The following is a 16,849-nucleotide window of genomic DNA, read 5'->3' on the forward strand; positions in this document are numbered from 1 at the left end:
GAAGACGAAAGCAAAGGAGCCAACCCATGCCGATCAAATATTTGCACACGATGGTGCGCGTCAAGGATCTGGAGAAATCGCAAGCCTTCTACGAGCTGCTGGGCCTGAAAGAGCGCCGCCGGATCGACAATGAGGATGGGCGGTTTTCGCTGATTTTCATGTGCCCTCCCGGGCAGGACGACGGTCATGCGGATGTGGAGCTAACCTATAACTGGGACGGCGATGATGCGCTGCCCGATGACAGCCGTCATTTCGGGCACCTCGCCTATACCGTTGAAAACATTTATGAAACCTGCAAGATGCTGCAAGAGAACGGGATCACGATCAACCGTCCTCCGCGCGACGGGTATATGGCGTTCATCCGGTCGCCCGACAATGTGTCGGTCGAATTGCTGCAAGAAGGGGACCGGCTGGAGCCGCAGGAACCCTGGGCCAGCATGGAAAACACCGGCCATTGGTAAGCCGATGATCCGGGCGGCCTTCCTTGCCACTGCGCTGGGCGTTGCACCCGCGGCCCTTGCGGCGGCGGAGTGTCGGCTGGCGCTGCTGCTGGCGATGGATGTGTCCAGTTCGGTTGATGCGGTCGAGGACCGTTTGCAGCGTGGCGGCACCACCGCCGCGTTGCTGTCAGACCCGGTGCGGCGGGCGTTTTTCGCCAGCGATCTGCCGGTGGCGCTGGCCGTCTATGAATGGTCGGGGCGCTATAACCAGCAGATGGTGCTGGACTGGCAGATGATAGACTCGCCCGACGATCTGACGCGCGCGGCGGGCGTGGTGGCAGGCAGCCAGCGCAGTCATAATGATTTCCCCACGGCCATGGGCTATGCGCTGGGGTTTGGTGCGGCGGTCATGGCGCGGGCACCGCGTTGTTTATACAAGACAATTGATCTGGCGGGGGATGGTCAGAATAACGAAGGTTTTGGCCCGCCGCTGGCCTATCGGTCGTTTGATTTTGACGATGTGACGGTTAACGGGCTGGTGGTGAATGCCGCCGATTTCGAGGCCGAGACGGGGCTGATCGCCTTTTACAAACGCGAGGTTTTGCACGGCCCCGGTGCGTTTCTGGTGATCGCCAACGGGTTCGAGGATTTTGAACGCGCCATGCGGATCAAGCTGGAACGCGAGCTGACACCCCCTGCGATTGGCAGCCTGCCCGTGGTCGAGGACGCGGGATGATCCGCGCCGGGGTTGCGGCCCTTGTTGGCGCAACGCTTTGGGCGTCGGCTGGCGTGGCGGAGTGTCGGCAGGCCCTGGCCTTGGGGCTGGATGTGTCGGGGTCCGTCGATGCGCGGGAGTACCGCTTGCAATTGGACGGGGTTGCCGGGGCCCTGGACGATCCGGCGGTGCGCGCGGCGATCCTGTCGGCACCAGAGGCACCGGTGTCCCTGTTGGTCTATGAATGGAGCGGCCCGACAGACCAGCGCGTTATTGCCCCGTGGCGGTCGATCCGTGATGCCGCCGCCCTGCAAGAGCTGATCGACGGGCTGCGACAGGTGGAGCGCGCGGCCGCGTCGCCCGGCACCGCGCTTGGCGTGGCGGTGGCGGCCGGGGCGGCTTATCTGGCGCAGCGGCCCGCATGTTTGAAGCACACGCTTGATATCTCGGGCGACGGGATATCCAACCTTGGGCCCCGCCCCCGTGACGTGAAACGACAGCTTGCCGGGCGTGATCTGACGGTGAACGCGCTGGTGGTCGAAGCGGCGGAGGAGGACAGCACGCTGACGGGGTATTTCATGGCAGAGGTGATCACCGGCCCCGGTGCCTTTGCCCTGCCCGCCGCTGGGTTTGACGCCTATCAATCCGCCATGACCATCAAGCTGCTGCGCGAGCTGGCGGTGCTGTCGCTGGCGCAACTGGCTGACGAAGCCCCGCCTGCCCCGCCCGCCCTGCGCGGTCAGTAGATATAGCGGATCTGGTCCGTCCAGTAGCGTTCCATCCGTTTGAGCGCCCGGGTGATGTCATCCATGCCCGATGCGCCCAGCGCGCCCTTGTGCATCAGCCCGCTGGCGTGGCGACCAAACAGGTCTGACACGACGCCGCTGATGTGACGCCCCTTGCCGGTCAGCCGCACCCGCACCGAGCGGCGGTCGATCTGGCAGCGCTGGTGGTGCATATAGCCCATGTCCACCAGTTTTTTCAGGTTATAGCTGACGTTGCTGCCCTGATAGTAGCCGCGGCTTTTCAACTCTCCGGCGGTGACTTCATTGTCGCCGATGTTGAACAGCAGCAGCGCCTGCACGGCGTTGATGTCCAGTACGCCGACGCGTTCGAATTCATCCTTGATCACGTCCAGCAACAGGCGGTGCAGCCGTTCGACCAGCCCGAGCGCATCGAGGTAGCTTTGCATGAATCCCGCCTCTGACGGGGGGATGGGGATGGGGTTTTGGATACTCATATTCAACTCCGACATTGCGATTGGGGCGGAAGCTGAAGATAAAAATAAAATATATCGTTAAACCGGACGGATGTCGGCGCGCGGGGGCCGACATCCGCAGGGGAAACCGCGCCTAAAGCGGGTTTGCCGCCAGATGAATCTGGATGTCCGCGATCAGCGCGGTAAAGGGTTCGGGCGCAGGTGTTTGCCCCGTAACCCATTGATAAAGATCGTGATCATTCTCGCTCAGCATGTCGTCATAGAGCGACAATGCCGCATCATCCATCGTCGCGAGACGGGTTGCGGCATAAGAAGGTAAAATGAGATCCATTTCCTTAATACCTCGCCGCATGGAGCGCATATGCAGACGTTTGACCTTGTGTTCGTGCAGCTCAGCCATGGGTGTTCCCTTTGAAAATCCGGCGTAGTTTCTTTTCGAGACGGCCCATTTGTTCGGCCCGTTTCAACAGATCGGCGCGCATGTCGCGCAGTTCGATCAATGCTTCTTTGATATTGGCGTCGGTGGCGGCTGTGTCATCGGGAGCGTCGATACCTTCGCCCTCGCCGTTGATCAGCCACATCATCGACACGCCCAGGACCCCGGCGAGCGTGGACAGGCGGTTGGCGCGGGGTTCGGACAGGTCGTCTTCCCAGCCGCGCAGGGTGGATTGCTTGATCCCCAACCGCTTGGCGAGCGCGGCTTGCGTCATATCCGCGTTCTCGCGCGCGGCGGCGACCCGGTCGCCAAAGGTTGCCACGTCGGATGCGTACCAGTCTTCGTTCTCGGCCATTGCGTCTCTCCTGTTTGGACCGATCTGGCTTGATCGGTGCGGGGGTGCGCCCTATGAGGGTGCTGCACACATATCAAACTGAGGCCGAAATGGAACTGCTGTCCAAGACCCTTGCGCGCGTAAAACCGTCGCCCACCATCGCCGTGACCCAAAAAGCTGCCGAGCTGAAGGCCGCAGGCAAGGATGTGATCGGGCTGGGTGCCGGAGAGCCGGATTTCGACACGCCGCAGAACATCAAGGACGCCGGTATCGCCGCGATCACCGCGGGCAAGACGAAATATACCGCCGTAGACGGCATCCCCGAGCTGAAGCAGGCGATTTGCGCCAAGTTCAAGCGTGACAATGGGCTGGACTATACGCCGTCTCAGGTCAGCGTCGGCACGGGTGGCAAGCAGATCCTGTACAACGCGCTGATGGCCACGATGAACCCCGGCGAAGAGGTCGTGATCCCTGCGCCCTATTGGGTCAGCTACCCCGACATGGTGCTGCTGGCCGGTGGCACGCCGGTGATTGCCCCCGCGACGCTGGCGAATGATTTCAAGCTGACCCCAGAGGCGTTGGAAGAGGCGATCACGCCCAACACGAAATGGTTCATCTTCAACTCGCCCTCGAACCCCACAGGCGCGGGCTATAGCTGGGATGAGCTGAAGGCGTTGACCGATGTGCTGATGCGTCACCCCCATGTCTGGGTGATGACCGATGATATGTATGAACATCTGGCCTATGATGATTTCAAGTTCTGCACCCCCGCGCAGGTGGAGCCCGCGCTGTATGACCGCACGTTGACGGTCAACGGTGTGTCCAAAGCCTATGCCATGACCGGCTGGCGCATCGGCTATGCCGCGGGGCCGGAAAAGCTGATCGGGGCGATGCGCAAGGTGCAGTCGCAATCCACGTCGAACCCCTGCACCGTCAGCCAGTGGGCCGCGGTGGAGGCGTTGAACGGCACGCAGGATTACATCGCCGAGAACAACAAGATGTTCACCCGCCGTCGCAATCTGGTGGTGGATATGCTGAGCGAGATCGACGGCATCGTCTGCCCCAAGCCCGAGGGCGCGTTCTATGTCTATCCGTCCATCGCGGGGCTGATCGGCAAGACCACCCCGTCGGGCGTCACCATCACCGATGACGAGGTTTTCGCCACGGCGCTGCTGGAAGACACCGGCGTTGCCGTCGTCTTTGGCGCGGCCTTTGGCCTGAGCCCGAACTTCCGCATCAGCTATGCCACCTCGGACGAGGCGCTGAAAGAAGCCTGCACCCGTTTGCAGCAGTTCTGCGCCGCGCTGAGCTAAGCCAGACCGTAAAGGAGCCCCCATGGCGAGCGACCTGCCAGAGTATTACTTTCGCGTGCGCGAGAATGGCGCGGCGGTGTTTCGCGTGGATGCAGAGAACCGCCAGCGGCGGATCGAGATGGACCAGATCGCCGTTGTGAACATCCGCAACGGCGAGATCAAACCCCAAGGCGATCGCGTGCTGTCGGACGGCGATCTGGAGCGTATCCGCCAGTGGATGACCGAGCGCGCACAGGTGCTGGCGCAGCGCGACATCGACGATATCCACCGTGCGGTGGATTATCTGAACCTGACAACGCAGTGGGTGCAATCAAAGGCCACGGACGACCAGCTTGATGCTGTCACGGACGCGCTGCTGTTGGCGATGCATGATCTGCGCAGCACGTTGGTACGCAAGAAAGCCGACCGGCTGCCCTAGGCGGCTGCCAGTCAGCAGGTGGTGTTACGCGGCTGCGGGGTCTGTTGGCCCCAGACGTTTCAGCACGCTGCCCCAGAAGCGCGCGTTCAGCAGGATCGCTGCCACGCCAAGGCCAAAGACCAGCCCAAGCCAGACGCCGACCCCGTCAAGATCAAAGACAAAGCCCAGCAGATACGACGCGGGCATGCCCACGATCCAATAGCTGAAGCCCGCAAGGAGCATCGGCACTGTGGTGTCCTGCACTCCGCGCAGAATGCCCAAGGCCACGGCCTGCGCGCCATCGACAAGCTGGAACAGTGACGCCATCGCCAGCAGCCCCACCCCGATCACAAGGATCTGGTCGCGCGCGGGTTCGTCACGTTGCATGAACAGGTTGATCAGCGGTTCGGGCCACATCACGAAGACAAAGATCGTCAACACTGCGACCAGCGCCGACATCACCGTCGCGGTGATCGCGCCACGCGCCAGATGCGCCGGATCGCGGCGGCCATAGGCATTGCCTGCGCGGATCGTAGCCACGTTGCTGATACCAAGGTGCACCATGAAGGTGATTGATGCCAGTTGCAGCGCGATGCCGTGGGCGGCCAGCGCCACGGTGCCCAGCCACCCCATCATGACGGCGCTGGCGGCAAAGAGCCCGACCTCGCTGAGCCCTGTGAAGCCGATGGGCAGGCCAAGGCGGAAAACACGGGCCAACATCTCCCAATCGGGGCGCCAGAGGCGGACAAACATCTGGTGTTGCGGCATTTTCCAGAGCACGTAGATCACCACGGCGACCAGCGACACGCTGTGCGACGTGACAGAGGCGATGGCCGCACCGCGCACGCCAAGCTCTGGCGCGCCCCAGTTGCCGAAGATGAACGCATAATTGGCCAGCACATTCGCGACGCCCGCCAGCAGCGTGATCCACAGCACGACCTGTGTGCGTTCCAGCGCGGCGAGGTAGCTTTTCAGCACCATGACCATCAGCGCGGGGAAGATGCCCCAAGCAGCGATGAACAGATAGCCGTCCACCATATCGGCCAGCGCCTGATCCTGCCCCATCAACGCCATGATCGGCCGCGACCAGATCATCAGCGGCAGCGCCAGCACGGCAAAGCCCATCGACAGCCACATGCCCATACGGGTGGCGCGGCGCAGGCCGACCTCGTCGCCCTCGGCGTCAAAGGCCGCGACCAGCGGCATCACGCCCCATGCAAAGCCCGACCCGAAGATCAGCAGCACGAAGAAATAGGTGCTGGCGAGGGTAACAGCGGCCAGCGCTTCGACGCTGTACCAGCCCGCCATGACCGTGTCGGAGACCCCGATCGCGATCTGCCCCAGATGCCCGCCTACAAGCGGAAGCCCCATCACGGTGATGGCTCGGGCGTGGCCCGGATATGTCATTTGCTGTGTCATGCGCCTTTCCTACGCCGCCCCGCCCGCAAGGGGAAGAGCCGATGACCTAGGGGAAGGCAGCGCGGCGGTTTGCGTGGTCGGGCGGGCTTGCACCCTGCGGCTGGCCGCGCCACAGTCGCGACACCGAAGTTGGGAGGATACCGCCTTGCACAACCGCATCGATCTGCTGCGCCCCGACGCGCCAGCGCTGGCGCAGCGTGGCCCCCATCCCGTCGGCGTGACCACCCTGACCGCCCCTGTGTCCGACACGCGCCAATTGACGCTTGAGGTCTGGTATCCGGCGGCCGACGGCACGGGTGCGGGGACGTCCTATGCCACCTTGCTGCGCGACGGGGTGACGCCGACTGTGCTGCACGGGTCGGCCTGCCGCGAGGCTTTTGTCGCCGCAGGCTTTTCCGCGCCGCTGATCGTGATCTCGCACGGGTATCCCGGCAACCGCTTTTTGCTGAGCCATCTGGCGGAATCCCTTGCGCGCCAAGGCTTTGTCGTGGCGGCACCGGATCACGCGGGCAGCACCTACGAGGATCAGCAGGCCTTCGGGGTGACGTTGCTGAACCGTCCGCTGGACCAGCGCGCGGTGATTGACGCGATGGAGGCGCTGACGGGGCCCTTGGGCGATCTGGTGGCGTGTCGCCGCGTCGGGCTGATCGGCTATTCCATGGGCGGCTACGGGGCGATGATCTTTGGCGGGGCGGGTCTGGCCGAGACGGCGTTGCAGCACCCCCGCGCGCCCGAGGGCGGCAGCCTTGCGCGGCATCTTGCGGGGTCAAAGACCCACGCCGCCCTGCGCGACCCGCGGTTGTGCGCGATCATGCCCATCGGCCCTTGGGGCAACGGGCAGGCGATGTGGGATGCCGATGGGCTGGCGCAGATGGACACGCCGCTGTTCATGATGGCCGGCACCGTCGATGATGTATCAGACTATGCCGCGATGCGCCGCCTCTTCACCGACTGCGCCAGCGACCGCTATTTGTTAAGCTTTATCAACGCGGGCCATAATGCCGCCGCGCCGATCCCTGCCCCGCTGGAAAGCTGGGCGCATTCGGATCTGCTGGGGTGGGCACCGTTCCAGCACTATGCCGATCCGGTCTGGGACACGCTGCGCATGAACAATATCGCGCAACATTATGCGGCGGCCTTTATGGGCATGCATCTGCGCGGTGACGACACCGCAGGGATGCTGGACGGGGCTGACTGGCCCGGTTTCGCCCCGGGCTCCGCCGTAGGGCTGCGACTGGAGCATTTGCCCGCCGGCCCCGCCCCGGACAAACCGAAAAGGAAGACGACATGACCGCCCATTGGACCGAAACCCGCCAGATCAACGGCAATCCTTTCTTTATTCGCCACTGGGGCGATGAGAACGCGCCCAAGCTGCTGATGCTGCATGGCTTTCCCGAATATTCGGGCGCGTGGAACGATCTGGCCCCGCTGCTGGCCAAGCGGTTCCATTGCATTGCCCCCGACCAGCGCGGCTATGGGCAGAGCTGGCGACCCGCCGAGGTAGAGCAGTACAAGACATCGAAGCTGGTGTCGGATATGGCGGCGTTGATCGGGGACGAGCCCGTGATCCTGCTGGGCCATGACTGGGGGGCCTCTGTCGCCTATGCGCTGACCATCGGGCGGCCTGATCTGGTATCGAAACTGATCATCATGAACGGCGTCCACCCCGCCCCCTTCCAGCGCGAGCTGGCCAAGGGCGGCGCGCAGACCGATGCCTCGCAATACATCCATTTTCTGCGCCGTGAGGGATCAGAGGATATTCTGGCCGCAGATGATTTCGGCAAGCTGATGGGGCTGTTCTCGGCGCATATGGATATGAGCTGGCTAGAGGGCGAGACGCTGGCGGGCTACAAGCAAGCGTGGCGTGATGCGGCGGGGCTGCGCGGGATGGTGAACTGGTATCGCGCCTCTCCGCTGAAGCTGGGGGCCGAGGGCGAGGCGATTGACGACGCGCTGAGCTTTGATCCGGCGCGGTTGCAGGTGCGCTGCCCGCATCTGCTGGTCTGGGGCACCGATGATACCGCGCTGCTGCCCGAGACGACCCGCGGGCTTGAGGACTACGCCCCCGACCTGACCCGCATCACCATCGAGGGCGCGGATCACTGGCTGCACCACCAAAAACCGCAAGAGGTGGCGGAGGCCATTCTGAACTGGCTTTAGGCCGCGCCTGCCCCGTCCCGCGTTTTACTTGCGCGCGCGGGTAAAGACCATTTTCTGCTGGTGCAGATCGGCAGGATCGCCCATCCACGCATAGGCCAGAAGCGCCGGTTCGCGGTCGCCCACGGTGATCCGGTGCAGATGTTCGGGCGGGTTAAAGATCATCGATCCGGGCACATAGACGCCCTGATGGTTCTCGGACACCGCGCCGGACAGACAGACGTAGCTTTCGGTGATCCCCTTATGGGCATGGGCCGGATAGGTGCAGCCCGGCGCGAAGAGCACCACGCCCAGAATGATATCATGGCTGACCACCGGACCCTGCGCCCCTGCCAGTTCGGCATAGGCATAGCTGTTGGTCAGCCCCTTGGGGACTTTCTCGTAGCCGTATTGCCAGCTGAGGTCATGGGCCACGGCATCCAGCGCCCGGACCGCGGGGGCCAAGGCCCCCTGCTTGCCCTCGTCCAGCGCGCGGCGCAGATGGGCAGTGACGGGCTTTTCCGCACGCGGCTGTAACCGCAGTTCGGCATTGCCCCGCAGCAGCCTTGCAATGGCCTCGCGCGCTTTGCGTTGATGGCTTTTGATCCGGTCGCTGCCGCCCGCGGGCAGGTAGCGATAAAGCTCGTCACATTCCTGCATCATATAGCGCCAGTCGGGCACATCGCGCAGGGTGGTGGGAGCGGCGGTGTCAAACGTCATGGCAAGCCTTCCAACGGTTTCCTGCCCCGATGATAGCAAAGGCACAGGCGCAGGAAACACCGCATTGCGACGTCATCCGCCCTTCCCCCGACCATAGCGCTCTGGCATAGTGGGAGGCTCAACAAAAGCAACAGACAGGCAGGCCCCTACATGTCCGATCTTCTTTCCGGTGCGCAGAGCAACGCCAAGGAATATGATGCCTCTTCGATCCAGGTTCTTGAGGATATGGAGCACGTGCGCCTGCGCCCCGGCATGTACATCGGGGGCAAGGACGATCGCGCGCTGCACCATATGGTCGCGGAAATCATCGATAACTCGATGGACGAAGCGGTGGCGGGCCATGCCACCTGGATTGAACTGGAACTGCATGAAAACGGCCATGTCACCGTGCGTGACAACGGGCGCGGCATCCCCACCGATCCGCACCCCAAAGACCCCAGCAAATCGGCGCTGGAGATCATCTTTTGCACGCTGAACGCGGGCGGCAAATTCTCGGGCGATTCGTACGAGACCTCGGGCGGTCTGCACGGTGTGGGGTCGTCCGTGGTCAACGCGCTGTCGGATCACCTGCGGGTCGAGGTCGCGCGCAACCGCGAGCTGTTCGCGATGGAGTTTTCGCGCGGCATCCCCCAAGGCAAGCTTGAAAAGATCGGCGCGGCCCCGAACCGGCGCGGCACGGCTGTCACCTTCCACCCCGATGCAGAGATTTTTGGCCCGCTCAAGCTCAAGCCCGCGCGGCTGTTCGCGATGGCGCGGTCCAAGGCCTATCTGTTTTCCGGCGTCGAAATCCGCTGGAAATGCGGCCAGCAGGACGGCGACACCCCGCAAGAGGCGACGTTCCACTTCCCCGGCGGCCTGTCGGACTATCTGAACGAAACGCTGAAAGGCTCGACAACCTACGCCGAGCATCCCTTTGGCGGCACCGTCGACTTCCGCGAGAAGTTCAACGCACCGGGCAAGGTCGAATGGGCGATCAACTGGACGCCGTCGCGCGATGGTTTCATCCAGTCCTATTGTAACACCATCCCCACCCCCGAAGGCGGCACCCACGAGGCGGGCTTCTGGTCCGCGATCCTGAAGGGTGTCAAAGCCTATGGCGAGCTGGTCGGCAACAAGAAGGCCGGCACCATCACCCGCGACGATCTGATCACCGGCGGCTGTGCGCTGGTGTCCTGCTTTATCCGCGAGCCTGAATTCGTCGGCCAGACCAAGGACCGTCTGGCGACGGTGGACGCGCAGCGCATGGTGGAAAACGCCGTGCGCGACCACTTTGACAACTGGCTGGCAGCGGATACCAAATCTGCGGGTGCGATCCTTGATTTTCTGGTGCTGCGCGCTGAAGAACGCCTGCGCCGCCGTCAGGAAAAGGAAACCGCCCGCAAGACTGCCACCAAGAAGCTGCGCCTGCCCGGCAAACTGACCGACTGTACCTCCAAGACCCGCGAAGGCACCGAGCTGTTCATCGTGGAGGGCGATTCCGCCGGTGGGTCCGGCAAGGGCGCGCGCAACCGGAACACGCAAGCCTTGCTGCCGCTGAAGGGCAAGATCCTCAACGTGTTGGGGGCCGCGTCGAGCAAGCTGAACACCAATGCCGAGATCAACGATCTATGCGAGGCGCTTGGCGTCGGGATGGGCACGAAGTTCAACCTTGATGACCTGCGCTATGACAAGATCATCATCATGACCGATGCGGATGTCGACGGGGCCCATATCGCGGCGCTGCTGATGACGTTCTTCTACACCCAGATGCGGCCGATGATCGATGCCGGGCACCTCTACCTCGCCTGTCCACCGCTTTACCGTCTGACCCAAGGGGCCAAGCGCGTCTATGTGGCGGATGATGCGGAAAAGGACATGTGGCTTGAGAAAGGCCTGGGCGGCAAAGGCAAGATCGATCTGCAACGCTTCAAGGGTCTGGGCGAGATGGACGCGAAAGACCTGAAAGAGACCACGATGGACCCCACCACCCGCAAGCTGATCCGCGTCACCGTCGACGAAGACATGCCCGGCGAGACCGGCGATCTGGTCGAGCGTCTGATGGGGAAGAAGCCCGAGCTACGCTACCAGTATATTCAGGAGAACGCCCAGTTTGTGGAGGAGCTGGATGTTTGAGGGGGGGTGATACCCTTCCATTTCGGAACTTGAACCGAAATGGAAGGGTAAGGGGTTATGCAGCGGCTTTCAAAACGCCTGATAGCTGCTGCTGTTCATTTGAACCAAACATTTCTGACTTCTTGAGTTCCGTGAGCCCAACTTTTTTAATTGCGCTCAGAAAAGCCTTGTAACTATCTTGTTCCCGTAGGCTGCAAGCCATAACAACTCTCCCGTACATAAAAACCTAACTCGGCATACTATGTGTCAGTTAGCAATTTGCTAACAAATAGCCATGATCCAACCATTTTGATATCCGAAAAGTGACCAAACTTAGTCATTTCCTCTGAAAAATTGCGGAACAAATCGAGATCAACTGGACTTCGGAAGTGGATTTTGACGTGCGGGCATACCAAGTCTCGATCACTTAAAGCCAAAACTGATTCGAATATTGAAGCTAGCAGGCGTGCATAATCATCGGCGCTATAGCTCCCTAAGTCATACTTTGGAGCAAGGATTAGGTTTCTAACACGCAAAACTCGACCGCTGAAGCGCGGAATGAATGCGCGGTTCACAAAGCACACAGCGTGGTGCTCCCCTGCAGCATCTACATGGGCATATACGCCGTTCCATCGTTCACCTGAACAAATCTCAATCTGTTCCCCTAAGAGCGGAATAGTAGCTGGCATATATGAAGAAAAATCTTCATCGAAATCGTGACACTGTTTTGCCCACTCCTCTAACAGATGTGCCCATGATCCGTCGTCGTGTAGAAGTTGCTTCATTCTTAACCTTTCCCAAAAGTGCTCAATCTATGCGGAAACAGCGCAAGCACAAAACACAACTTAAGCGATAGCTCCCCGTGGCTTTAATTGAAACCCGCACTCTTTTCTTTGACAAAGTGCGTCTACGATCACTTGTTGCTCGTTCAATAAATGGTCTAATTGACAAATCTTACTCGACGGTTAACGACGAATTCATGCCCCCTCGATGTTGACGCATCCCTCCAGCCTCAAACTGTCCCCCGGACAGTTTGCAAGACGGCCTCCGCCCCAGGGTCAGGCGCGGCCCTTAACATCTGTTCCGCAGGATATCTGCTCCGCCCGTTCGCCCCTGAAACCTTCCCTCGGAAGATTTCAACACGGGCCTCGTGTCAAAAATACCGCTTGATCCGCCCTGCGCTTTCACTCAACGTTTCGCCATGATCCGCGCCTTCATCCTCCTCATGTTTCTGGCCTCTTGCGGGCGGCCGTTGACCCAGAATGAGCTGCTGTTCGCGGGCGACATCATGGGGGATACGCTCAATTACCCCAAGGTGCGGCTGCATGACGGGTCGCCCTCGCGCGGGGTGACGATGACGCGCAAGGCGCGGCCGCGCACGACCTGTCGCGAACGTATCCTGCCGCCCGAAAAGGTCGGCGAGGTGATCACCACCAAGCCCGCTGCCGTGGCGCTCTGGAATACGGTGCTGTTTGACGAAGACTGGTATCTGGACGATTACCTGCCCGACTATCCCGACCGGGTCGGGCTGATCGCGGCGATGATCTTTGCCCATGAGCTGACCCATATCTGGCAGTGGCAGAACCGCAAGACGACGGGCTATTCGCCGCTGCGTGCGGCGTTTGAACATGGCGGCGGGGCGGACCCGTATCTCTTTGATCTGGAGAGCGACCCGAAGTTTCTGGATTTCGCCTTTGAACAACAAGGCTCTATCGTCGAGGAATTCGTCTGTTGTCGTGCGTTGGACCCGCAGGCACCGCGCACCAAAAGGCTGCATGCGCTGATCTCGCAAGAGATGCCCGTAGCACCCCTGCCCCAAAGCCGGCCCTATGCGGTGCGGATGCCCTGGGACGGGGTCGAGGTGAACGGGATCTGTAGTTAACGCTGGATGCTTTCAAGATAGACCAGCAGCCCCGCCAGCACCCGTGGTGTGGGCGTCAACTGGCCATCCAGATCGACAGGCACCAGATCCAGCGCCATGCCCTCGCCAAACTGTGGCATCACCCGTTGCAGGTGGCTGTCTGTGGCATCGCCCGCCGGGTCGCCGTAGATATAGGCCAGCGTTCTGGTCTGCGGAAACCGCCCGCCATTGTCGCGCGCCAATAGGGTCAGGTCGCGGGGCTGCGGGCGAAGGCCCTTGGCCGCGGCACCGGCCCCGTGGGCGTTCAGCCCGTGGCATTGCACACAGTTTTCGGCAAAAAATGCCGCCCCTTCCGCGCGGTCGGGGGCGTCGGGCGGGGTCTGTGCGGGCATACAGGCGGCCAGCCCCAGGAACAGCGGCACGCCGAGGGCGATTGTGGTTTTCATCATATGATCCTCCGGTAGGTCACGGGGATGCTTGCCCTTGGCGGGGGTCTTCGCCATGATCTGGATCAAGAAACGGGAAAGATTAGGAATACTCATGGCGCATTATGCAGTTGTGATGCTTTTGGCCGGGGTTGGCATTCCCGTTCTGGCCGCGTTGAACGCAGGGCTTGGCAGCCGGATCGGATCCCCCGCGGCAGCGGCTACGGTGCTGTTTGTGGTGGCGTTCACCGTCAGCTTGCTGGTCGCGATGCTGGTGGGGCGGCAAGGGTTTGCGCAGATCCCCGCGGCCCCGAAGCATCTGCTGCTGGCCGGATTTCTGGTGGCGTTCTACATCCTGTCGATCACCTTTATCGCGCCGCATTTCGGCGTCGGCAACGCGGTGTTCTTTGTTTTGGTGGGCCAGCTTTTCAGCGCCGCGGCGATTGACCACTTCGGGCTGTTCGGCGCGCAGGTGGCACCCTTGGGAGCCGCGCGGGCGGCTGGCATTGCCCTGATGTGTGCCGGTGTCTGGTTATCCCAGCAAGCCTGAGGCCGATCAGGCCGCGTCTTGTAGCGGGTTGGTCAGCACAAAGAGGATTTCATCCTCCGCCAAGGGGTTTTCGACCCCCGGCAGGGTGATGGTAAGCCCTGTGCTGAGCGTGACCGTCAACTCCCCATCCGCGACGGTCTGATCGGTGACAGAGGCGTTTTCATCGTCGGTTTCGACAATCAGCGCATCGGTGCCCACGTCATAATCGGTGACCGTGATCCCGCCTGTGGCACCGTAGATCGCGGTGAAACTGTCCGCGCCCGTGCCCCCGATGCCGGTGTCATTCGCGCCCAATCGTAGGCTGTCGTCGCCGTCTTCGCCGATCAGCTCGTCCGCGACCCCGTCGTCGTTGCCGTCTTGGGCGTTGACCCCACCCGAAAGCGTGTCATTGCCCTGCCCGCCAAACAGGATGTCGCGCCCGTCGGTGCCTTGCAATGTATCATCCCCCGCCGTCCCGGTTTGCGACTGTGCGTCATCCTCGGGGGGTTGCGCGGTGTGGTCGATCGTCTCGACCGCTGGATCCTCCGCGGTCGGCACATCTGTTGGTGCCTCGGCTTCAGGCTCTGCCGGGTCGGGGGTCAGCGCATCGTCCATGCCTGCGCCCGTGGTCGTCCCCATATCGGGCATGCCGATGGGGATTTCTTCGTCCTCGACCTCATCCTCCGTATCCTCGCCAAACGGGTCAAACACGGCCAGCATGGGGCCGAAAGCGGCAAAGAGCATGACGAGCAAAGGTGACATGGTAGCATCCTGTTTTGACACAGTTTGCCCCCTGCTCGTGGCACCAGTTGGGTCTGGGTAAGGATAAATTAAGGCAACTGCCTTAAAGCGCGACGAGCTGCCCTGCTTCAAGCCGGATCTGGCGGTCCATCCGCGCGGCAAGCTCAAGGTTATGGGTCGCGATCACCGCCGACAGCCCCGTGCCCCGCACCAGCGTCATCAGCGCGGCAAAGACCTGATCCGAGGTGGTCGGATCAAGGTTGCCTGTGGGCTCATCCGCCAGCAGCAGCCGCGGCGCATTGGCCAGCGCACGACAGAAAGCGACCCGTTGCTGCTCGCCCCCCGACAGCGCCGCCGGGCGGTGGTCGGCGCGGTGGCCGATGCCGACCTCGTCCAACAGCGATAGCGCGCGGGTCTGCGCCTCGGACTGCGAGACACCGTTCGCAAGCTGCGGCAACACGATGTTTTCCAACGCGGAAAATTCAGGCAGCAGGTGGTGGAACTGGTAGATAAAGCCCACATCGCGCCGCCGCACGCCAGTGCGTTTGCGATCGGACTGCCCTGTCATATCGGTGCCGCCGATTTCAACCGTCCCCGCGTCGGGCGTGTCCAGCAGACCCGCGATATGCAGCAGCGTCGACTTGCCCGCGCCAGAGGGGGCGACCAGTGCGACGACCTCTCCAGCGGCGACGGTCAGGTCGATGCCGCGCAGCACGTTGACTTCGTTCGGTTGGCCGGGGTTGTAGGATTTGCCAATCCCCGAGAGCCGCAAAACAGGATCATTCATAGCGCAGCGCCTCGACTGGGTTCATGCGCGCGGCACGGCGCGCGGGGAAGATGGTGACGACGAAGGACAGGCCAAGCGACAGGCCGATGGCCGACATCACGTCAGCGAATTGCAGTTTGGCGGGCAGGAAGTAGATGCCGCGGATCGACGGATCCCATGCGTTTCCCCCCGAGAGGTAGTTCACGACGGCAAAAATCTGATCGACATAGAGCGCGAAGAGACAGCCAAGGATCACCCCCATCGCGGTGCCGATGATGCCCGTGAAGGCCCCGCAGATGAAGAACACGCGCAGGATCGACCCTTCGCTTAGCCCCATGGTGCGCAGGATCCCGATGTCGCGCCCCTTGTTCTTGACCAGCATGATCAGGCCCGAGACGATATTCATCGCCGCGATCAGCACAAGGATGCTGAGGATCACGAACATCACGCGGTCCTCGATATCCAGCGCGCTTAAAAACGAACCCGACGCATCGCGCCATGTCCAGATCAGGCCGCGTTCCCCCGCGGCGGATAGCAGCGGCACGGTCAGATCATCCACGCTATCGGGGTTTTCGACCATCACCTCAAGCTCGTCGGCGACGCCTTCGCGGTTGAAGAAGGACTGCGCCTCGGCCAGAGGCAGATAGGCGCGGGTGCGGTCGATGTCATAGCGCCCGGCCGAGAAGATATAGGTCACCTCGTAGCCATTCACGCGGGGGGAGGTGCCAAAGGCGGTTTTCACCCCGTTCGGAGAAATGATCTTGATCGTATCGCCCAAGCCGACCCGCAGTGCTTGTGCCACGCCGGACCCGATGGCGATGCCCTGTTCGAAATCGGCCAGATCGCCGTCGGCGGTTTCGGGGTTGGCGATGCGCGGGATATTGGCCAGATCCGCGGCATCAATGCCGAAAATCTCGATCCCCGCGTTGGCCTGCCCCTTGTTGGCCATCACCTGACCGCGCACCAAAGGGGCCACCTGCGTCACGCCCGGCACCTGGGCCACACGGGCGGCCATCTCGGTGTAATCGGGTATCCCCGTCTGGGACACGCCGTTCTCATCCACCGACGCCATATTATAGACGGTCACATGGGCATTGGCCCCAAGGATCGTATCGACAAATTCAGCCCGGAAGCCCGACCGCACGGCAAGGGTCGCGATCAGGGCAAAAACCGCCAGCGTGATCCCGATCAGGCTGATCCAGGTCATCACGCTCACGCCACCTTCGGCGCGACGCGCACGCAGATAGCGCCAGGCGATCATCCATTCAAAAGGGGCGAAGGGCGGTGTCGAGGATACTGGTTTGGCC

20 protein-coding genes are annotated in these 16,849 nt (G+C 62.0%); 10 read left to right on the forward strand and 10 right to left on the reverse strand.

The genetic code is table 11. The features are described 5' to 3' along the window. Nucleotides 1-26 precede the first annotated feature (26 nt). From IV89_RS11720 to IV89_RS11730, 3 genes are read left to right on the forward strand one after another with little or no spacing between them, the layout of a single operon-like run. Nucleotides 27-461 carry a VOC family protein gene (locus IV89_RS11720; protein WP_005852400.1) on the forward strand — a complete coding sequence of 145 codons (435 nt, stop codon included), beginning with the start codon at nucleotides 27-29 and terminating at the stop codon, nucleotides 459-461. 4 nt (nucleotides 462-465) lie between these two features. After that, a complete protein-coding gene (locus IV89_RS11725) occupies nucleotides 466-1,176 on the forward strand; it encodes a DUF1194 domain-containing protein (RefSeq protein ID WP_037943815.1) in 711 nt (236 codons plus the stop codon). Beyond that, entirely contained in the window at nucleotides 1,173-1,901 is a 729-nt protein-coding gene (locus tag IV89_RS11730; RefSeq protein WP_037943813.1) for a DUF1194 domain-containing protein, read from the forward strand. Before IV89_RS11725 ends, IV89_RS11730 begins: the two co-directional genes overlap by 4 nt. Here IV89_RS11730 and IV89_RS11735 read toward each other — a convergent pair. The 3 genes from IV89_RS11735 to IV89_RS11745 form a co-directional block, all read right to left on the reverse strand. Further along, on the reverse strand, nucleotides 1,895-2,395 hold the full coding sequence (locus tag IV89_RS11735) for a winged helix DNA-binding protein (RefSeq protein ID WP_037943810.1): 501 nt from the start codon (nucleotides 2,393-2,395) through the stop codon (nucleotides 1,895-1,897). The two genes, IV89_RS11730 and IV89_RS11735, sit on opposite strands and share 7 nt — an antisense overlap. Before the next feature lie 112 nt (nucleotides 2,396-2,507). Then, nucleotides 2,508-2,774 carry a succinate dehydrogenase assembly factor 2 gene (locus tag IV89_RS11740; protein ID WP_037943808.1) on the reverse strand — a complete coding sequence of 89 codons (267 nt, stop codon included), beginning with the start codon at nucleotides 2,772-2,774 and terminating at the stop codon, nucleotides 2,508-2,510. After that, nucleotides 2,767-3,165: a helix-turn-helix domain-containing protein gene (locus IV89_RS11745; RefSeq protein ID WP_005852388.1), complete on the reverse strand. Its 399-nt coding sequence runs from the start codon at nucleotides 3,163-3,165 to the stop codon at nucleotides 2,767-2,769. The genes IV89_RS11740 and IV89_RS11745 overlap by 8 nt, the downstream gene beginning before the upstream one ends. Nucleotides 3,166-3,254: 89 nt before the next feature. Between IV89_RS11745 and IV89_RS11750 the strand changes: the two genes are divergently transcribed. After that, on the forward strand, nucleotides 3,255-4,457 hold the full coding sequence (locus IV89_RS11750) for a pyridoxal phosphate-dependent aminotransferase (protein WP_037943807.1): 1,203 nt from the start codon (nucleotides 3,255-3,257) through the stop codon (nucleotides 4,455-4,457). 22 nt (nucleotides 4,458-4,479) lie between these two features. After that, entirely contained in the window at nucleotides 4,480-4,875 is a 396-nt protein-coding gene (locus IV89_RS11755; protein WP_005852384.1) for a hypothetical protein, read from the forward strand. Between the two features lie 24 nt (nucleotides 4,876-4,899). On the opposite strand, the gene IV89_RS11760 is transcribed toward IV89_RS11755, so the two are convergent. Further along, nucleotides 4,900-6,273 (reverse strand): MATE family efflux transporter, encoded by a 1,374-nt coding sequence (locus IV89_RS11760; RefSeq protein ID WP_037943804.1) that lies wholly within the window; start codon nucleotides 6,271-6,273, stop codon nucleotides 4,900-4,902. A gap of 145 nt (nucleotides 6,274-6,418) precedes the next feature. Between IV89_RS11760 and IV89_RS11765 the strand changes: the two genes are divergently transcribed. Both IV89_RS11765 and IV89_RS11770 read left to right on the forward strand, forming a co-directional pair. Next, complete coding sequence (locus tag IV89_RS11765) at nucleotides 6,419-7,564, forward strand: dienelactone hydrolase family protein (RefSeq protein ID WP_037943803.1); 1,146 nt, start codon at nucleotides 6,419-6,421, stop codon at nucleotides 7,562-7,564. Continuing rightward, a complete protein-coding gene (locus IV89_RS11770) occupies nucleotides 7,561-8,433 on the forward strand; it encodes an alpha/beta hydrolase (RefSeq protein WP_037943801.1) in 873 nt (290 codons plus the stop codon). Before IV89_RS11765 ends, IV89_RS11770 begins: the two co-directional genes overlap by 4 nt. 24 nt (nucleotides 8,434-8,457) lie before the next feature. Here the strand turns inward: IV89_RS11770 and IV89_RS11775 are convergent, their stop codons facing one another. Further along, nucleotides 8,458-9,129: a dimethylsulfonioproprionate lyase family protein gene (locus tag IV89_RS11775; RefSeq protein ID WP_005852376.1), complete on the reverse strand. Its 672-nt coding sequence runs from the start codon at nucleotides 9,127-9,129 to the stop codon at nucleotides 8,458-8,460. A 150-nt stretch (nucleotides 9,130-9,279) separates the two neighbouring features. On the opposite strand from IV89_RS11775, the gene IV89_RS11780 reads away from it, so the two are divergent. Next, nucleotides 9,280-11,241 carry a DNA topoisomerase IV subunit B gene (locus IV89_RS11780; RefSeq protein ID WP_005852372.1) on the forward strand — a complete coding sequence of 654 codons (1,962 nt, stop codon included), beginning with the start codon at nucleotides 9,280-9,282 and terminating at the stop codon, nucleotides 11,239-11,241. A gap of 239 nt (nucleotides 11,242-11,480) precedes the next feature. Here IV89_RS11780 and IV89_RS11785 read toward each other — a convergent pair whose 3' ends face one another. Next, nucleotides 11,481-12,005, reverse strand: coding sequence for a hypothetical protein (locus tag IV89_RS11785; RefSeq protein WP_146152946.1), 525 nt, complete (start codon nucleotides 12,003-12,005; stop codon nucleotides 11,481-11,483). A 416-nt stretch (nucleotides 12,006-12,421) separates the two neighbouring features. Here IV89_RS11785 and IV89_RS11790 point away from each other — a divergent pair, with 416 nt between their 5' ends. After that, nucleotides 12,422-13,102: a hypothetical protein gene (locus IV89_RS11790; protein WP_037943800.1), complete on the forward strand. Its 681-nt coding sequence runs from the start codon at nucleotides 12,422-12,424 to the stop codon at nucleotides 13,100-13,102. On the opposite strand, the gene IV89_RS11795 is transcribed toward IV89_RS11790, so the two are convergent. After that, nucleotides 13,099-13,623: a cytochrome c gene (locus IV89_RS11795; protein WP_037943797.1), complete on the reverse strand. Its 525-nt coding sequence runs from the start codon at nucleotides 13,621-13,623 to the stop codon at nucleotides 13,099-13,101. The two genes, IV89_RS11790 and IV89_RS11795, sit on opposite strands and share 4 nt — an antisense overlap. On the opposite strand from IV89_RS11795, the gene IV89_RS11800 reads away from it, so the two are divergent. Next, nucleotides 13,622-14,056 carry a DMT family transporter gene (locus IV89_RS11800; protein WP_037943795.1) on the forward strand — a complete coding sequence of 145 codons (435 nt, stop codon included), beginning with the start codon at nucleotides 13,622-13,624 and terminating at the stop codon, nucleotides 14,054-14,056. The genes IV89_RS11795 and IV89_RS11800 overlap by 2 nt on opposite strands. A 6-nt stretch (nucleotides 14,057-14,062) precedes the next feature. Here IV89_RS11800 and IV89_RS18645 read toward each other — a convergent pair whose 3' ends face one another. The 3 genes from IV89_RS18645 to IV89_RS11815 all read right to left on the reverse strand — a co-directional run bounded on the left by IV89_RS18645 (nucleotide 14,063) and on the right by IV89_RS11815 (nucleotide 16,803). Next, nucleotides 14,063-14,797 (reverse strand): type I secretion protein, encoded by a 735-nt coding sequence (locus IV89_RS18645; RefSeq protein ID WP_037943793.1) that lies wholly within the window; start codon nucleotides 14,795-14,797, stop codon nucleotides 14,063-14,065. Between the two features lie 82 nt (nucleotides 14,798-14,879). Beyond that, a complete protein-coding gene (locus IV89_RS11810) occupies nucleotides 14,880-15,563 on the reverse strand; it encodes an ABC transporter ATP-binding protein (protein WP_005852360.1) in 684 nt (227 codons plus the stop codon). Next, a complete protein-coding gene (locus tag IV89_RS11815; RefSeq protein ID WP_051843944.1) occupies nucleotides 15,556-16,803 on the reverse strand; it encodes a lipoprotein-releasing ABC transporter permease subunit in 1,248 nt (415 codons plus the stop codon). Before IV89_RS11815 ends, IV89_RS11810 begins: the two co-directional genes overlap by 8 nt. Between the last annotated feature and the right edge of the window lie 46 nt (nucleotides 16,804-16,849).

The organism is Sulfitobacter sp. CB2047, from assembly GCF_000735125.2.
GTDB classification, from domain to species: Bacteria; Pseudomonadota; Alphaproteobacteria; order Rhodobacterales; family Rhodobacteraceae; genus Sulfitobacter; species Sulfitobacter pontiacus.